Source organism: Achromobacter sp. FW305-C-13, assembly GCF_058783475.1.
Genome location: NZ_JBYSYN010000005.1, coordinates 124,371 through 139,682, shown reverse-complemented (window position 1 = coordinate 139,682; position 15,312 = coordinate 124,371). Strand labels below are relative to the sequence as shown.

Annotated in this window: 12 protein-coding genes; 7 read left to right on the top strand and 5 right to left on the bottom strand. The window is 65.3% G+C overall.

The annotated features are described in order from the left end of the window. Window positions 1-9 precede the first annotated feature (9 nt). Together AC3WMU_RS28255 and AC3WMU_RS28250 are read right to left on the bottom strand one after the other, a co-directional pair. Window positions 10-2,085 (bottom strand): hydantoinase/oxoprolinase family protein, encoded by a 2,076-nt coding sequence (locus AC3WMU_RS28255; RefSeq protein WP_492283311.1) that lies wholly within the window; start codon window positions 2,083-2,085, stop codon window positions 10-12. A 130-nt stretch (window positions 2,086-2,215) separates the two neighbouring features. Next, window positions 2,216-3,160 carry a LysR family transcriptional regulator gene (locus AC3WMU_RS28250; RefSeq protein ID WP_006223485.1) on the bottom strand — a complete coding sequence of 315 codons (945 nt, stop codon included), beginning with the start codon at window positions 3,158-3,160 and terminating at the stop codon, window positions 2,216-2,218. Window positions 3,161-3,290: 130 nt separating this feature from the next. On the opposite strand from AC3WMU_RS28250, the gene AC3WMU_RS28245 reads away from it, so the two are divergent. Continuing rightward, a complete protein-coding gene (locus AC3WMU_RS28245; protein WP_006223484.1) occupies window positions 3,291-4,262 on the top strand; it encodes a Bug family tripartite tricarboxylate transporter substrate binding protein in 972 nt (323 codons plus the stop codon). An 85-nt stretch (window positions 4,263-4,347) separates the two neighbouring features. On the opposite strand, the gene AC3WMU_RS28240 is transcribed toward AC3WMU_RS28245, so the two are convergent. Then, on the bottom strand, window positions 4,348-4,716 hold the full coding sequence (locus tag AC3WMU_RS28240) for a VOC family protein (RefSeq protein WP_006223483.1): 369 nt from the start codon (window positions 4,714-4,716) through the stop codon (window positions 4,348-4,350). A gap of 261 nt (window positions 4,717-4,977) precedes the next feature. On the opposite strand from AC3WMU_RS28240, the gene AC3WMU_RS28235 reads away from it, so the two are divergent. Continuing rightward, window positions 4,978-6,213 (top strand): MFS transporter, encoded by a 1,236-nt coding sequence (locus AC3WMU_RS28235; RefSeq protein WP_492283310.1) that lies wholly within the window; start codon window positions 4,978-4,980, stop codon window positions 6,211-6,213. 16 nt (window positions 6,214-6,229) lie between these two features. Further along, window positions 6,230-7,474: an arsenic transporter gene (locus tag AC3WMU_RS28230; protein ID WP_492283309.1), complete on the top strand. Its 1,245-nt coding sequence runs from the start codon at window positions 6,230-6,232 to the stop codon at window positions 7,472-7,474. Here the strand turns inward: AC3WMU_RS28230 and AC3WMU_RS28225 are convergent. After that, a complete protein-coding gene (locus AC3WMU_RS28225; protein WP_492283308.1) occupies window positions 7,464-8,426 on the bottom strand; it encodes a LysR family transcriptional regulator in 963 nt (320 codons plus the stop codon). The two genes, AC3WMU_RS28230 and AC3WMU_RS28225, sit on opposite strands and share 11 nt — an antisense overlap. A 108-nt stretch (window positions 8,427-8,534) precedes the next feature. On the opposite strand from AC3WMU_RS28225, the gene gbd reads away from it, so the two are divergent. The 3 genes from gbd to AC3WMU_RS28210 all read left to right on the top strand — a co-directional run bounded on the left by gbd (window position 8,535) and on the right by AC3WMU_RS28210 (window position 12,810). Beyond that, window positions 8,535-9,671, top strand: coding sequence for a 4-hydroxybutyrate dehydrogenase (gene gbd, locus AC3WMU_RS28220; RefSeq protein WP_492283307.1), 1,137 nt, complete (start codon window positions 8,535-8,537; stop codon window positions 9,669-9,671). Between the two features lie 101 nt (window positions 9,672-9,772). Then, complete coding sequence (locus AC3WMU_RS28215) at window positions 9,773-11,107, top strand: MFS transporter (protein WP_424624327.1); 1,335 nt, start codon at window positions 9,773-9,775, stop codon at window positions 11,105-11,107. A gap of 107 nt (window positions 11,108-11,214) precedes the next feature. Continuing rightward, entirely contained in the window at window positions 11,215-12,810 is a 1,596-nt protein-coding gene (locus AC3WMU_RS28210) for an aldehyde dehydrogenase (NADP(+)) (protein ID WP_492283306.1), read from the top strand. 50 nt (window positions 12,811-12,860) lie between these two features. Here the strand turns inward: AC3WMU_RS28210 and AC3WMU_RS28205 are convergent, their stop codons facing one another. Beyond that, window positions 12,861-14,249 (bottom strand): MFS transporter, encoded by a 1,389-nt coding sequence (locus AC3WMU_RS28205; protein WP_424624329.1) that lies wholly within the window; start codon window positions 14,247-14,249, stop codon window positions 12,861-12,863. 142 nt (window positions 14,250-14,391) lie between these two features. Here AC3WMU_RS28205 and AC3WMU_RS28200 point away from each other — a divergent pair, with 142 nt between their 5' ends. Beyond that, window positions 14,392-15,297, top strand: coding sequence for a LysR family transcriptional regulator (locus AC3WMU_RS28200; RefSeq protein ID WP_088590878.1), 906 nt, complete (start codon window positions 14,392-14,394; stop codon window positions 15,295-15,297). Window positions 15,298-15,312: the final 15 nt, after the last annotated feature.

Here is a 15,312-nt window from a genome sequence, read left to right as displayed (position 1 = left end):
CGGTTTGCCTTAGGGGTTGAGGTTGACGACAAGGTTGCCGTAGTCGTCAGCGCGCGCTTGCTGGCCGGGCAGGATCACGGTGGTCGAACTCATTTCCTCGATGACGGCGGGGCCGTCGATGGGCGCGCCCACCGGGAGCAGGGCCCGGCGGTAGACGGGCGTGTCGGCCCACCCCGTCTTCTCGAAGTAAACGGCGCGGCGCTCTTTGATCGCGTCCTCCAGGTTTGCGCCCCCGGGCACGTGAGCGATCGGCGCGCGGGGCACCATGCCCACCGCGCGCACGCGGCAATTGACGATCTCGACCTCGCGGCCAGTGGCGTCGTAGCCATACTCGCGGATGTGTGCCGCGCTGAAGGCCGCCACGAAGTCGGCCCGCGGCATCAGGCGCATGCCGTCCAGCGGTACGGGGATCTCGAAGTTCTGGCCCTGGTAGCGCGCGTCGATGACGGCCGACAGGCGTTGGGCGGCGTCGCCCACGCCTTCGCCGGCCAACCACGCGCGCGCCTTGCCGCCCAGCACGTCCAGCGCCGCTTGTACCGCCTGCCAGCCTGGTTCGCTGGCGCCGGCCATCAGCGTCTGGACGAAGTCCATGGAAATGTCGGACAGCAGGATGCCGCGCGCGCACATGGTGCCGGGTTCTTGCGGGATCAGCAGCGTGCCGATGCCGCAGTCGCGCGCAAGTTCGGCCGCGTGCAGGCCCCCCGCGCCGCCGAAGGCGCATAGCGCGAACTTGCGGATGTCGTGGCCGCGCTCGGTCGATACCGCGCGCACGGCCCGCGCCATGTTTGAGTTCGCGATCCGCAGGATGCCGTAGGCCGCCTCTTCGATGCTGATGCCCAGCGGGCCGGCCACCTGTTCGGCCAGCGCGGCGCGCGCGCGCTCGGCATGCACGGCCATGCGGCCTTCAAGCAGCGCCACGGGATTCAGGCGCCCCAGCACGACGTGCGCGTCCGTCAGGGTGACCGCCGTGCCGCCCCGGTTGTACGCGATCGGGCCAGGCACGGCGCCGGCGCTCTGCGGGCCTACCTTCAGCGCGCCGGCATCGTCGATGCGCGCGATGCTGCCGCCGCCCGCGCCGATGACGTGCACGTCGACCATCAGGGTCTTGACCGGATAGTCCGCCACCAGGCGGCTGGAGGTGAATAGCGGCTGCAGTTCGGCCACCAGCGAGACGTCGGTGCTGGTGCCGCCCACGTCGAAGGTGATCAGGTTGTGAAAGCCCGCCACCCGTCCAAGCTCGGCTGCGCCGATCACGCCAGCGGCGGGCCCCGACACACAAGTCCGCACCGGCGCGGTCAGCACCGACTCCACCGACATCAGGCCGCCGTTGGAATGCACTGTCGTGGGGGCTACCGCCACACCCATGCGCTGCACCGAGCCGACCAGATTGCGCATGTAGGAAGCCATGCGCGGGCCGACATAGGCGTTCAGGGCCGTTGTCGACATGCGTTCGTATTCGCGGAACTCCGGCAGTATTTCGCTGGACACGCTGAGGTAAACGCCAGGCAGATATTCCGCCAGGATGTCGCGCGTGCGGCGTTCGTGGGCGTCGTTGCGGTAGCTGTGCATGAAGCAGATGGCGACCGATTCCACCTGCGCTTCGGCCAGTTGGCGCGCGACAGAGACCACCTCGTCCTCGTCTAGCGCTTGCAGCACGCTGCCGTCGGCGGCCATGCGTTCGCCGATCTCGAAGCGCCACTCGCGCGGCGCCAGCGGCGCTGGTTTGATGACGTTGTAGTCGTACAGGTGAGGGCGGGTCTGCCGGCCGATCTCCAGCACGTCGCGAAAGCCGCGCGTGGTGACCAGCGCGCAGCGCGAGCCGCGCCGTTCGATCACCATATTGGTGGCGACCGTCGTGCCATGGCCCACGTGCGCCAGCTCGGTGCCGGCGATCCCGTGTTCGCGCATCAGGTGCGCCAGGCCGCTCTGGATGGCTTCGGACGGGTCGTGCGGCGTCGAGGGCACCTTGAAGTAGGACAGCTCGCCGCTGTGTTCGGCCAGCAGGGTGAAATCAGTGAAGGTGCCGCCCACGTCGAAGCCGACACGGAAACGGCGCTCGCCGGGAAGGGATGCGGGGTGAGTCAACGCGGGTCTCCAGGATGCCGGCGCACGCGGGCGCCGAAGCTAGGGTGACCCGAATGTTATCGACGGAGAATCATTCGATCTAATCAAAGATTTGCATTGATGGTCATCATTAATGTGAATGATGTGGCGATCAATAGGCGTGCGACTCGGCCCCCTGCGCCGGGTCGAACATCATGCCCTGCGCCTTGCATACCTTGAGGATTTCCTCGCGCAGCCAGCGATGCGCGGGCAGGTTGTCCGACCGCTCGTGCCAGATCAGGTTGACCGTGCGCGGAATCAGCGGAAAGGGTGGCTCGATGGCCTCAAGCTGATGGCTGTGCGGGCTGTTGCGTACGGCATTGACCGGCACGACGCAGATCAGGTCGGTCTCGGCCAGCAGGCGCGGGGCCAGCGCAAATTGGTTGATCGTCAGCACGGCGTTGCGCTTGTAGCCGTGGGCGGCCAGTTCGTGGTCAATCAGGGCGGCAGTGCCCAGCAGGCTGACAACCAGGTGCCGGGCGCGCAGGAAGTCATCCAGCGTAAAGCGCGGCAAAGAGAGCAGCGGATGGCCCTTGCGCATCGCGCACACGTAGGTCAGGGTTTCCAAGGGCAGGGTGCGCAGCGACGAGCCGAAGTTCGAATACACGCCTGCCGCCATGTCGACTTCACCCTTGTCCAGCAGCGCGGCGGTGTTATCCAGCGAATAGGGGTGCAGGTGGATGCGGATGTTCGGCGCCACCGATTGCTGCTCGACGAACAGCGGCCGGATCACCTGGTCGGCCACGTAATCGGACATGGCCAGGCGGAACACCGCCTCCGAGCGGGCGGGGTCGAATTCGTTGCGCTCCAGCGTCTCTGCGATGCGGGCAAGCGCGTCGCGGATGGGGGGCCACAGCAATTCGGCTCGCTGGGTGGGCAGCACCCCGCCTTGCACCTTCACGAACAGTGGGTCCTTCAACGTCAGGCGCAGGCGGTTGATGGCATTGCTGACCGCAGGCTGCGTCATGTGCAGCGTGAATGCCGCGCGCGTGACGTTGCGCTCGGTCATGACGGCGTCGAAGATGCGAAGCAGGTTCAGGTCGATGGCGTCAAGCACAGTAGCCCCGTATCGTTATCAACAATGTTGATGATGTTTTATTTTAATTGTTGATTGGTCACATAACACGAGACCGCTTAACCTTGCCCGGGTTCCTGCGCAGTTTTCACGCAACTTGGGTAATCAATCGATGATAAAGAACCTGAAGTTTCTGGCTGCTGCCTGTGTTGCGGCCTTGGCTGCCTCGCAGGCGGCGGCCGCGGACAACTACCCCAGCAAGCCGATCACGATCATCCTGCCCTATGCCACGGGTGGTTCCGCCGACATGCTGGCGCGTTTTGCGGCCCAGGCGGTGCAGAGCGAACTGGGGCAACCCGTCATTGTCGAGGCCAAGCCCGGCGCCGGCGGCGTGCTGGGCACCGAGCACGTCGCGCGGGCAGAGCCCGACGGCTACACCTTGGCGCTGACGGCCAGCGGCACCATGGCGGTCAACCCCTACGTCTACAAGTTGCGATACAAGCCGCTGGAAGACTTCAAGCAGATCACGGTGCTGGTGGACCTGCCTTTCGTGGTGGTGACGAACAACGAGTTCCCCGCCAAGACGCTGCAAGAGTTCATCGATTACGGCCGCAAGAACCCCAACAAGATCACGTTCGGCAATGCTGGGCTGGGCACCCAGCAGCACCTGACACAGCTCATGTTTGCCCGCGCCGCCGGCATCCAGATCAATATCGTTCCCTACAAGGGAAGCAGTCCGGCGATGAACGATCTGCTGGGCGGCCATATCGATGCCGTGCTGGACAACACCGGCGTGCAGACTCCTTTCATCAAGGCGGGCAAGGTACGGCCGCTGTTTGTCACCAACCCCGAGCGCGTGGCGGCGCTGCCGGATGTGCCGACGGGCCCCCAGGCAGGCATGCCGGGCTTTTCCGCGGTGGCCTGGTTTGGGCTGGCGGCGCCCAAGGGCACGCCGGACGTCATTGTGGACAAGATTCAGCAGGCCATCGCAAGAGAATTCGCCAAACCCGACATGCAGCAGCGTTTGCTGGACTTGGCGATGATCCCGCGTGCGTCCAGCCCGGCCGATACGACAGCCCGCGTCAAGACGGATCTTGACGCATTCGGCAAGATCGCTAAAGAGGTGGACCTGAAGCCGCTGTGAATCGTAGAGCGCGACGCGTCTGCGATGGCGGATTTGACGGCCCCACTTCGGTGGGGCTTTTCTTCTGGACGCTGGTGGGGCGCAATTATTCTTGTGGACGGTGGCAGACCGCTTCCACGTTATGGCCGTCCGGGCCGAATACGAAAGCGGCGTAATAGTGGGGATGGTAATGCGGACGAAGTCCGGGGGCACCATTATCCCGGCCGCCCGCAGCCAGGGCGGCCCGATGGAAGGCGTCCACTTCCTGCCGTGTCGTCGCCGCAACGGCGATATGCAAAGGGGCCGGCACCGAAGAGGCGGTGTACAGCCAAAGAGAAGGCTTGCCGTTTTTTCCCAACCCCACGCTATCGGGGCCTTCCATGGCAAGGCTTACGCCCAGCGGGCCTAGCGCCTGCAGGAAGAATTCGCGACTTTGGTTCATGTCGCTAACGCCGAAACCGATGTGATCGAACATGCGTTATCTCCGTTTGGCGGTGGCCTGCCGCCCGTCAATGGGATATTTGGTCGCTGGCACCGGATCAGTGTAGTGCTGGCCGGGATGGCCCAATGGTCGTGACGCTTGCCCGGTTTGCTGTCTACAATCCGGCGGTGCAGGTGTCTGGCTGAATCCCACCGACAATCGATGCGCAGGAATGGAAAATGGTGACGCAAGGACGCGTCCTTCGCGTTCGTTGACGGTCGACCCCGATCGATACCTACGGTTCTTACGGCTACTTTGCATCGTCCATCTTCTGCTTCGCGTCCACTGGACTGGCTGAATTTTTTCGTCGCCGATGTCCGCGACGGTCTCGGCCCCTATCTGGCCATCTACTTGCTCGCGGTGCATCATTGGCGGCCCGACAGCATCGGGTTGGTAATGACGATATCCGGACTTGCGGCGCTGGCCGCGCAGACGCCGGCAGGCGCTCTCGTGGACCGGACATCGAACAAGCGCGCCCTGTTGATCGCGGCGGCCGTACTGGTGACCGGGGCCTGCATGGCCCTCCTGGCCAATGCGAGTTTTGCCTGGGTCACGATCACGCAAGCCCTGGCAGGCGCCGCGTCGTCGGTGTTCGCCCCGGCGATTGCCGGCATCACGTTGGGGCTGACCGCCGCCAATGCCTTTACCCGGCGTATTGCGCGCAACGAATCCTATAACCACGCTGGCAATGCCTTCGCCGCCTTGCTGGCAGGCGGCCTGGCCTACCTCTGGGGGCCAGTGGCTGTTTTTTACTTGATGGCAGCGATGGCGCTGGCCAGCCTGGCCGCCGCGTCGTACCTTCCGGCGCATATCGATTTGGGCCGGGCGCGTGGCCTGGACGACGGCACAGCGGGGGCGGCAAACGCGCAACCCATTCCCCTGCGCCAGTTGCTGAGTCACCGATCGCTCTTGCTCCTTGCCCTGAGCTGCGGGCTGTTTCACCTGGCCAATGCCGCCATGTTGCCGCTTGTCGGGCAGAAGCTGGCGCTGGCGAACCCGGCGCTTGCCACGCCTTTGACGGCGGCTTGCATCGTGGCGGCGCAGTTCGTCATGATTCCCGCGGCGATGGCGGTAGGGCGCTATGCCGACCGCCTGGGACGCAAGAAATTGCTGCTGATCGGCTTCGCCATCCTGCCCTTGCGCGGCGTGCTATATACCTTTTCCGACGACACGGCCTGGCTGGTGGCGGTGCAGCTGCTGGACGGCGTGGGCGCGGGCATCTTCGGGGCCGTTCTGCCCTTGATGGTGCTGGATCTGACGCAAGGCACGGGCCGGTTCAACGCCAGCTTGGGCGCGGTTACCACCGTGTTCGGGGTCGGCGCGTCGCTGAGCAACGGCGTCGCCGGCGTGATCGTTCAGCATGCGGGATACAGCGCGGCGTTTCTGGTCCTTGCCGGGATTGCTGCGCTGGCCTGCGCGACCCTGCTGATCTTGCCCGAGACTCGCGCGTCAGGCGTATCGCCCGCCGCGGCCCCATCCTCGTCTTCTTGATTTCACCCTGGAAAGCATGTCGTTATCCAATGTCTTGATCTGGTCGATTGCCGCGGCGACCACCATGGCGATTCTTCTGCGTCCTTTTCGACTGCCGGAATATGTATGGGCGTGTTCGGGCGCGGTGGCGCTGGTGGCGTTGGGATTGCTCAGCCCCGCCCAAGCCGGCCATGCGGTCCTGGAAGGAACCGACGTCTATCTGTTCCTGGTCGGCATGATGCTCGTGGCGGAGGTGGCCCGGCAGGCGGGCCTCTTCGACTGGCTGGCGGTGGCGGCCGCCGATCACGCGGCAGGCTCGGCGCGGCGTCTGTTCGACCTGGTGTTCCTGGTGGGCACCGTGGTCACCGTGTTGTTGTCCAACGACGCAACGGCGGTCGTGCTGACGCCCGCCGTCTATGCGGTGACCCGAGTGGTTGGCGCGCCGCCCTTGCCCTACTTGTACGTGTGCGCATTCATCGCCAACGCGGCCAGCTTTGTGTTGCCGATATCGAATCCGGCGAATCTGGTCGTATTCGGCGATCGCATGCCGGCCCTGGCGCCGTGGCTGTTGCACTTCGCGTTGCCTTCCGCGCTGGCTATCGGTTCCACCTATGTCACGCTGCGATGGGTGTTCCGCGACGACTTGCGGCAGCCGCTAAAGCCCTCGCCGCCGCTGCCCGCCATGACGCCCGCCTTGCGGTGCGCCGCAATAGGCGTGGCGGGCACCGCCTGCACCTTGCTGATCACGTCGGCCCTAGGTTACCGCCTGGGTTTGCCGACGCTGGCCGCCGGCAGTGCCTCGGCGCTGTTGGTGCTGGCCGTGACGCGATCCAGCCCATGGCGCCTGGTCAAAGGCGTCGCCTGGGGCGTTCTGCCCTTGGTGGCTGGCCTGTTCGTCCTGGTCGAGGGGATGGCGGCCAGCGGCGTGCTGCAATCACTGGCGCAAATGATGCGCGGCTTGTCCGATACCGCCGTGCTGTGGACCAGCGGGATCGGCGCGGCGCTGTCGGGCAACATTATCAACAACCTGCCGGCGGGGCTGATGGCAGGATCGTTAGCCCGCATGGCCGACCTGTCCGGCTCGGCGACCGCCGCACTGCTCATCGGTATCGATCTGGGGCCCAACCTGTCGGTCAGCGGCTCGCTTGCCACCTTGCTTTGGCTGATGGCCGTGCGCCGCGAGGGGATGCATATTGGTGCGCTCAGCTTCTTGCGCTTGGGGCTTGTGGTCATGCCGCCGGCCTTGCTGCTGGCCCTGGCGGCGCTGCATCTCACGAGCTGATGCCGGGTGGGGAGGCCGATTGTCCATCGGGGACCAGCGCCTCCACCAGCAACGCCAACGCGGGACTCTTCGGGGTGCCTTTGCGAAACACCAACTCGTAGGGTTCACTGCGTGACTTGAGCGTCAGCGCCAGGGTGCCCACCAGACCGTTGTGGCAGAAATAGTTGGCCAGGTCTTCCGACACCAGCGCCACCAGATCGGTGTTGCGGCTTAGCAGGGTAAGGGTCGCCAGCGCCGACGTGGTTTCGATCAGGTGCAAGGGAAAGTTCAGCTCCGCTTCGTGGAATTCCCGTTCCAGCAACCGGCGCATCGGCATCTGGGCGCGATAGACCACCCAGCGGCTATCCTGCAATTCGCGCAAGTCCACCGTGTCCGCACCCATCGCCGAATGGCGCACGTTGGCGATCACCGCAAGGGATTCGGCTTTCACGAAAAGCGATTCATAGACGTCCGGATTGCGGCTGACGGAAGATCGGCAGATCGCCGCGTCCAGCCGGCCGCGATCAATCAGGCCCAACAGCGTTTCGCTGGTGTCCTCCACGATTTCCACGGACATGCGCGGCTGCTGGCGCAACAGGTGCGTCACCGCATCGGTCAGCACCGGCACGGCGCCCATGATGGTGCCGATGGCCAGGCGTCCGCCTGCGCCGCTGGCGATTGCATCCAGTTCGTGCCTCAGCTTGTTGATGTCTGCCTGGATCAGACGCGCAAAGCGCACGGCGCACAGCCCAGCCTCGGTAGGGATTAACCCGCGGTTGGTGCGCGCAAACAGTTCCACTTGCAACGTCTGCTCAAGCTCGCGCAGGGCCTTGCTGGCGCCGGGTTGGGTCAGGCCGATTTTGTCGGCCGCCCCCAGGAGGGAGCCGCATTCCTCGATGGTGATAAGCAGCCTGAGCTGTTTGGCATGGAGGCGCGACATGACGGAATTCAGGCTGGGCGAGAGGTTTGCCATGAGCAAAAGTTATAGCTGTATGGAAACTCGTCAGTGTACCGAAATGGGCCTCATGCCTAGACTCGCACTTCTTATCCGGTTGAGATGAACGAGAGGAGTAGCGGCAGCATGGCACTTATCAATTACGTGACCGAAATTCACTTCGGCGCCGGCGTCCTGGCAGACCTGAAAGAGGTCTGCTACCGCCTGGGTATTACAAAACCTTTGATCGTGACCGATCGGGGGGTGGAAGCGGCCGGCATTATCGATCGCGTGAAGTCGGCCCTGGCAAGCGCCAGCTTCGCGGTGTTCAACGACACGCCGCCCAACCCGTCGGAAACGGCCGTGCGTGCGGGCGTGGCAAGCCTGAAGGATGCGGGCTGCGACGGCGTCATTGCCGTCGGCGGCGGTTCGTCGATCGACCTGGCCAAGGCCGTGGCGATTTCGGCCCGCCATGAGGGCGCGCTGCGCCAGTTCGCCTTGATCGAAGGCGGCATGCAGAACATCACGGCCGCCACGCTGCCGATCGTTGCCATTCCCACGACGGCAGGCACGGGCAGCGAAGTCGGCCGCGGTGCGATCATCATCCTGGAAGACGGGCGCAAAGTGGGCATTCTTTCGCCGCACGTGATTCCCAAGGTCGCGATCTGCGATCCGGAGCTTACGTTGGGCCTGCCCGCTGGCCTGACGGCCGCCACGGGCATGGACGCCATCGCCCATTGCATCGAGACCTTTCTTGCCCCGGCCTTCAACCCGCCGGCCGACGGCATTGCCCTTGACGGCCTGTGGCGCGCATGGCGCCACATTGAAGTGGCGGTGAACGAGCCGTCCAACATCGACGCCCGCGCCAATATGATGAGCGCCTCGCTGCAGGGGGCGCTGGCCTTCCAAAAGGGCCTGGGTTGTGTGCACAGCCTGAGCCATTCCCTGGGCGGCATCAATCCCAAACTGCATCACGGCACCCTCAACGCCATCCTGCTGCCGGCGGTGGTGCGCTTTAACCGTGGCGCGGAAACGGTGGCGCGTGAAGACAAGATCGCCCGCCTGCAACAGGCGATGGGCCTGCCCGCGTCGCAGTCAGTGGAAGAGGCGCTGGTGACCAAGTCGCGTGCCCTGAACCTGCCCACGGGCCTGGGTGAACTGGGCGTGACCGAAGCACTCTACGAACGCATCGTCAAGGGCGCGCTGGCGGACCACAGCCACCGCACCAACCCGCGCGAAGCCAGTGCCGACGACTACGTCGCGATGCTGCGCGCCTCCACGTAAAGCGCCAAGCGCCTGTGGGCGCACCCCGATATGCCATAAGACCCATCCCGCATCCGCATGGGATGGCGATTTTCCATGAACAGACCCAATGAGGTGGAGACATGAGCACCCTATCCGTCAACAGCCCCGGACTTTCGGCGGCCGATAAAGAAACCCTGGTTCCGGAATCCGAGCGCCGCCGCGCGCTCATGGGCAGCGCCGTGGGTAGCACCATCGAGTGGTACGACTATTTCCTGTACGGAACCATGTCGTCCATCATTTTTGCCAAGCAGTTCTTTCCCAGCGACAACGCGCTGGTGAGTCAGATGATGGCGCTGGCCACCTTTGCCCTGGCTTTCCTGGTCCGTCCGCTGGGCGGCGTGATCTTTTCGCATATCGGCGACCGCATCGGCCGCAAGAAGACGTTGGCGATGACGCTGTCGATGATGGGCTTGTCGACGGTGCTGATGGGCCTCTTGCCCAACTATGCGCAGATCGGGCTGGCCGCGCCCATCCTGCTGACGCTGCTGCGCCTGATGCAGGGCCTAGCGCTGGGCGGCGAGTGGGGCGGCGGGGTGCTGCTTGCCGTGGAGTATTCCCCGCGCACGAAGCGCGGCTTCTATGGCGCCGTCCCGCAGACGGGGGCCGTGCTGGGCCTTGCCCTGGGCAACATCATTACCTCGTTGCTGAGCGCCAGCATGAGCGAAGACGCTTTCCAGGCCTGGGGGTGGCGCATTCCCTTCGTGGGCTCGATCGTGCTGGTGATGGTCGGCATGTGGATCCGCAACGCCGTGGGCGAAACGCCTTCGTTCAAGAAAATCCAGGCCACCCGCAGCAGCGCCCGGATTCCGCTTAAGGAAACGCTGCAACACCACTGGCGGGAAGTGCTGATCGCGATTGGCGCAAAGGTCGTGGAAACGTCCACCTTTTTCCTCTATGCCACCTTCACCATCTCGTACATGATGGACCATGGTTTCGCGCGCTCGACCATCCTGAACATCGTGCTGGTCTGTGCATTGATCGCCTTTCCGGCCATGCTGTTCTTTGGCCATCTTTCCGACCGCATCGGCCGCAAGAAGGTGTTCATCGGGGGCAGCGTGGCCTTCCTGGTGTGGATCTTCCCGTACTTCTGGTTGCTGGACCAAAAGTCGGTCTGGGCTGCAGGGCTTGCGATCGCGGTGGGCTTCGGTGTCATCTGGGCCAGCTACGGCGCGATGATCGGCACGCTGCTGGCCGAAGCGTTCCCCCCGGCCATTCGCTATACCGGCATGTCGCTGGGCTACCAGATCGGCGCGGCGCTTGTCGGCGGGCCGATGCCCTTGATCGCCACCGCGCTGATTGCCTACTTCAGCGGCAGCTATGTGCCCGTGGTGCTGTTCCTGGCCGCATGCGCCGCCGTGTCCATCATTTCCGTGGCGGTGGCTCGCGACCGCAGCGGTCAGCCCTTGGACGACTGATCCATCCCGCTTTTCCATCGATCCTTCTTCGCGCGCTGCGGCGCCATGCCGCCGGCAGTGCGCGAAGCACCTCCATTCATTCAGAACCCCATTCAAGGAGTCCCTTCATGCAGATCACTGGAGAGATGCTGATCGGCCATGCCGCAGTACGCGGCACGGGCGGCACCCAGCGCGCTTTCAACCCGGCGTTGAACGCAGAGATTTCAGAGCCAGTCTTCGGCCTTGGTACCCGTGCGGACGTTGAGCGCGCTGCGCAACTGGCTGCTGCCGCGTTCGATCCTTATCGCAATCTTCCGCTGGTGCGCCGCGCCGAATTTCTTGAAGCCATTGCAGACGAGATCCTGGCGCTGGGCGACGAGCTCATCGAGCGCGCCCATGCAGAAAGCGGGCTGCCCCGGGCGCGCCTGACCGGTGAACGGGGGCGCACCATGGGCCAACTGCGCCTGTTTGCCCAGGTGGTGCGGGATGGCCACTTTCTGGGCGCGACCGTTGACTCGGCTCAACCCGAGCGCCAGCCGCTGCCGCGCCCGGACCTGCGTCTCGCGAAAATTCCGCTGGGGCCGGTGGCCGTGTTTGGTGCCAGCAACTTCCCGCTCGCGTTCTCGGTGGCGGGCGGCGACACCGCATCGGCCTTGGCGGCGGGCGCGCCGGTAATCGTCAAAGCGCATAGCGCGCACCTGGGCACCTCGGAGCTGGTGGGACGGGCCGTGCAGCAGGCGGCGCGTCGCACGGAGATGCCCGAAGGCGTGTTCTCGCTGCTGATCGGGGCCGGCCGCGAGATCGGCGAAGCGCTGGTCGCGCATCCGGCCATCAAGGCGGTGGGTTTCACGGGCTCGCGCCAAGGCGGCCTGGCGCTGGTCAAGATCGCCAATGGCCGGCCGGAGCCGATCCCAGTGTATGCGGAGATGAGCAGCATCAATCCCGTGTTCGTGTTGCCGGCCGCGCTCGCGGCCCGCACGGACGCGATTGCACAGGGCTTCGTCGAATCGCTTGTCCTGGGCGCGGGCCAGTTCTGCACCAACCCCGGCCTGGTGCTGACCATCGAAGGCCCGGATCTGGACCGTTTCATCGCCAGCGCCGGCCAGGCGCTGGCTTCCAAAGCGCCGCAAGTCATGCTTACGCCGGGTATCGCCTCAGCGTACCGCAAGGGGCGCGAACAGGTTCAGTCGCTGCCGGGCGTGGAATCCGTGGCAAGTGGCACCGCCGCTGAGGCCCAGTCCAATGCCGCCCAGGCCGCACTCTACGTCACGGATGTGCAGAGCCTGCTGGGCAACGACGCATTGCAGGCCGAGGTGTTCGGCCCGGCCTCCCTGATCGTGAAGGCGCGGCACCTGGAGGAGTTGCTGCAGGTCGCCGAGCATCTGGAGGGCCAACTCACCGCAACATTGCAGATCGATGAGCCGGACCTGGCGGCGGCCCGCCAGCTTGTCCCCGTGCTTGAGCGCAAGTGCGGCCGTATCCTCGCCAACGGCTTTCCGACGGGTGTGGAAGTCAGTCACGCCATGGTGCACGGTGGGCCGTTCCCCGCCACGTCCAATGCGGCGCACACCTCGGTCGGCGCAACCGCCATTGAGCGCTTTCTACGCCCGGTCTGCTATCAAGACTTGCCAGACGCACTTCGGCCCCAGGCGTTGCAACAAGAGAACCCGCTGTCGGTCTGGCGGCTGATCGATGGGGTGCCGACCCGGCCGCAGGGGATTTGACGGGGCGGTCCAGGCCAGGCGCAGGCCGCGAATCGGCCTTGTCGCCTGGATCACGATGCCGCCAACGCGTGCCTGGCGTGGCGCGTGATGCGCTCCAGCATGCCGCTGGCCACGCATCCCGCCAACGCAAACGCCACTGCCGCCCACAAGGCCCACGTGGCGCCGGCGTCGGTGTTGAAGGTAAAGCACGCCGCCACAAACGCGGCGCCCATTGTCTGCCCCAGCAACCGGGCCAGGCCGGACAAGCCGCTTGCCACGCTGGCGCGATGCGTGGGCACGCTGAACATGATGAAACGCTGATTGGGCGACAGGAACAGGCCGAAGCCCGTGCCGCACAGCGCCATCGGCAGCATCACCGTCCACATCGGCGCGCCGGCCGGCAGCCAACTCACGCACAAGAGGCCCGTGGCCAGCAGCGCCAGGCCGATCACGCCAAGCAAGCCGGCCGACATGCGGTCCGACCATTTGCCGGAGAACGGCGCCAGGCACGCGCCCATGACCGGCCATGGTGCGATCAGCATTCCCACTTCAGCGATGTCGCGCCCCAGCGTCTGGTTCAGCAGGAAAGGCAGCGCGACCATGGCCGCGCCCTGCGCGGCGAAAGCCAGTACGCAGATCAGCACCGACATCGAGAAGGGCGGCAGACGCAGCAGGTCCCGCGGCACGATGGCGTGCGTGCTCACGCGCTCGCGGCGCAGCAGCAGCGCCCAGCACACCATGCCCAGCGCCCAGATGAGGGCGACGCTCCAGTCAGGCCGCGCCACGCGCTCCAGGCCCAGGACGGTCAGGCCGAAGGCCAGCGCGCACAACAGGGCAGCGCCTGCATCCAGCGCCTTGCCGTCGCCCGGCGACCTGGGCAAATAACTGCCCGCCAGCGCCAACGCGACCAGGCAGAACGGCACGTTCACATAGAACAACCAGTGCCAGCTAAGCACCGTCAGCATCGCCGATGCCAGGACCGGCCCGCCCGCCAGCGAGGCCGCCGCGATCATGGCGTTCAGTCCCATGCCCCGGCCCAGCTGTTCTTTCGGATAGATGGCGCTGACCAGCGCCATGTTGCAACCCATCAGCGCCGCGGCGGCCAGGCCCTGCACCGCCCGGGCCGCCTCCAGCGACCACAGCGTCGGTGCCGCGCCGCACCAGATCGACGCCAGCAGAAATAACCACAGTGCCGGCATGAACACCCGGCGATGCCCGATCTTGCCGGCCAGTGCCGCCAGCGGCAGCATCGTCGCCACCATCACCAGCTGATAAATCGTGACCACACCGATCACGTCCGAGGCGCTCACGCCGAGCTGCGACGCGATCGACGGCAGCGCCGTGTTCGTCATCGAGGTGTCAAGCGTCGCCATCGAGATCGACAGGGATACGGCCAGCATCGCATAGCGGCGGGTGGCGGGCGTCAACGGCGTAGGAGAGGGAAGGGCGGAAGCAGGCATCACGACACACGGGGAAAATAGATCGGCCCCCAGTATGAAAGCCGCGATCCTTGCGGTGAATAGCAAAATCCGTAAATCAGCCTTTCAGATATGAAATACTGGAACGGCAGGAACGTCTGCGAAAAACGTCGAGGATGAGGGGATGGTGACGCGATCGGAAGGCATGGCGCTATTGGTGGCAGCCGTTGACCAGGGCAGTCTCAGCGGCGCCTCGCGCGTGAGCGGGATCTCGCTGGCGTCGGTCAGCCGGCGCATCAGCGCGCTGGAGGAACGCCTGGGCACGCGGCTGCTTGTCCGCTCGACCCGAATCCTGAGGCTGACCGAGGCGGGTCAGCGCTACTACACCGAAGCCAAACGCCTGCTGGCCGAGATGGACGAACTGGAAAGCAGCATGCAGATCGAGGCCGCCGAGCCCTCGGGCCGCTTGCGTGTCACCGCGCCCACCCTGTACGGCCGGGTCCACTTGCAACCCCTGCTCGCACAGTTCCTGGTGCTGCATCCCAACGTGACGCTGGACCTGCATCTGATCGACCGCCCCGTCAATCTGCTGGAGGAGGGGATAGACCTGGCCGTGCTGGTGGGCGAGCAACCCAGTTCCAGCCTCGTGGCCCGGCGCCTTGGATCCATCCGCTGGGTGTTGAGCGCCTCGCCGGACTACCTGGCGCGGCATGGTGTGCCCGCCAGCCTGCAGGACCTCCTGCAACACGACGGCCTCGTCTACAGCCACCTGGCGACGGAAGAGATGTGGACGCTGATGGAAAAAGGCAAACCCACGACGGTGCGAATGCGCACACGGATGCGCTCGAACACGGTGGATGGCGTCGTCGCCGCCGCGGCGGCGGGAGCGGGCATCGTCTACGCACCCGCATGGGCCATCGCCGAGCACGTCGCGGCTGGCCGGCTGCTACCCTTGCTGCCGGAAACGGAAACCCCGCCAAGGCCGGTGTTTGCATTGATGACCCATCAGCGGCTGATGGCTGGCAAAGTGCGATCGCTGGTGGAATACCTGGCGAAGAACCTGACGGAAAAATCGTTGAACGAACTTTGAGACGGGCAGGGCCGG

Bases quoted from the DNA above. Each gene is read 5' to 3' on its own strand.
- AC3WMU_RS28245 (WP_006223484.1), top strand. From the start codon at position 3,291: ATGATAAAGAACCTGAAGTTTCTGGCTGCTGCCTGTGTTGCGGCCTTG.
- AC3WMU_RS28240 (WP_006223483.1), bottom strand. From the start codon at position 4,716: ATGTTCGATCACATCGGTTTCGGCGTTAGCGACATGAACCAAAGTCGC.
- AC3WMU_RS28230 (WP_492283309.1), top strand. From the start codon at position 6,230: ATGTCGTTATCCAATGTCTTGATCTGGTCGATTGCCGCGGCGACCACC.
- AC3WMU_RS28225 (WP_492283308.1), bottom strand. From the start codon at position 8,426: ATGGCAAACCTCTCGCCCAGCCTGAATTCCGTCATGTCGCGCCTCCAT.
- gbd (WP_492283307.1), top strand. From the start codon at position 8,535: ATGGCACTTATCAATTACGTGACCGAAATTCACTTCGGCGCCGGCGTC.
- AC3WMU_RS28215 (WP_424624327.1), top strand. From the start codon at position 9,773: ATGAGCACCCTATCCGTCAACAGCCCCGGACTTTCGGCGGCCGATAAA.
- AC3WMU_RS28210 (WP_492283306.1), top strand. From the start codon at position 11,215: ATGCAGATCACTGGAGAGATGCTGATCGGCCATGCCGCAGTACGCGGC.
- AC3WMU_RS28205 (WP_424624329.1), bottom strand. From the start codon at position 14,249: ATGCCTGCTTCCGCCCTTCCCTCTCCTACGCCGTTGACGCCCGCCACC.
- AC3WMU_RS28200 (WP_088590878.1), top strand. From the start codon at position 14,392: ATGGTGACGCGATCGGAAGGCATGGCGCTATTGGTGGCAGCCGTTGAC.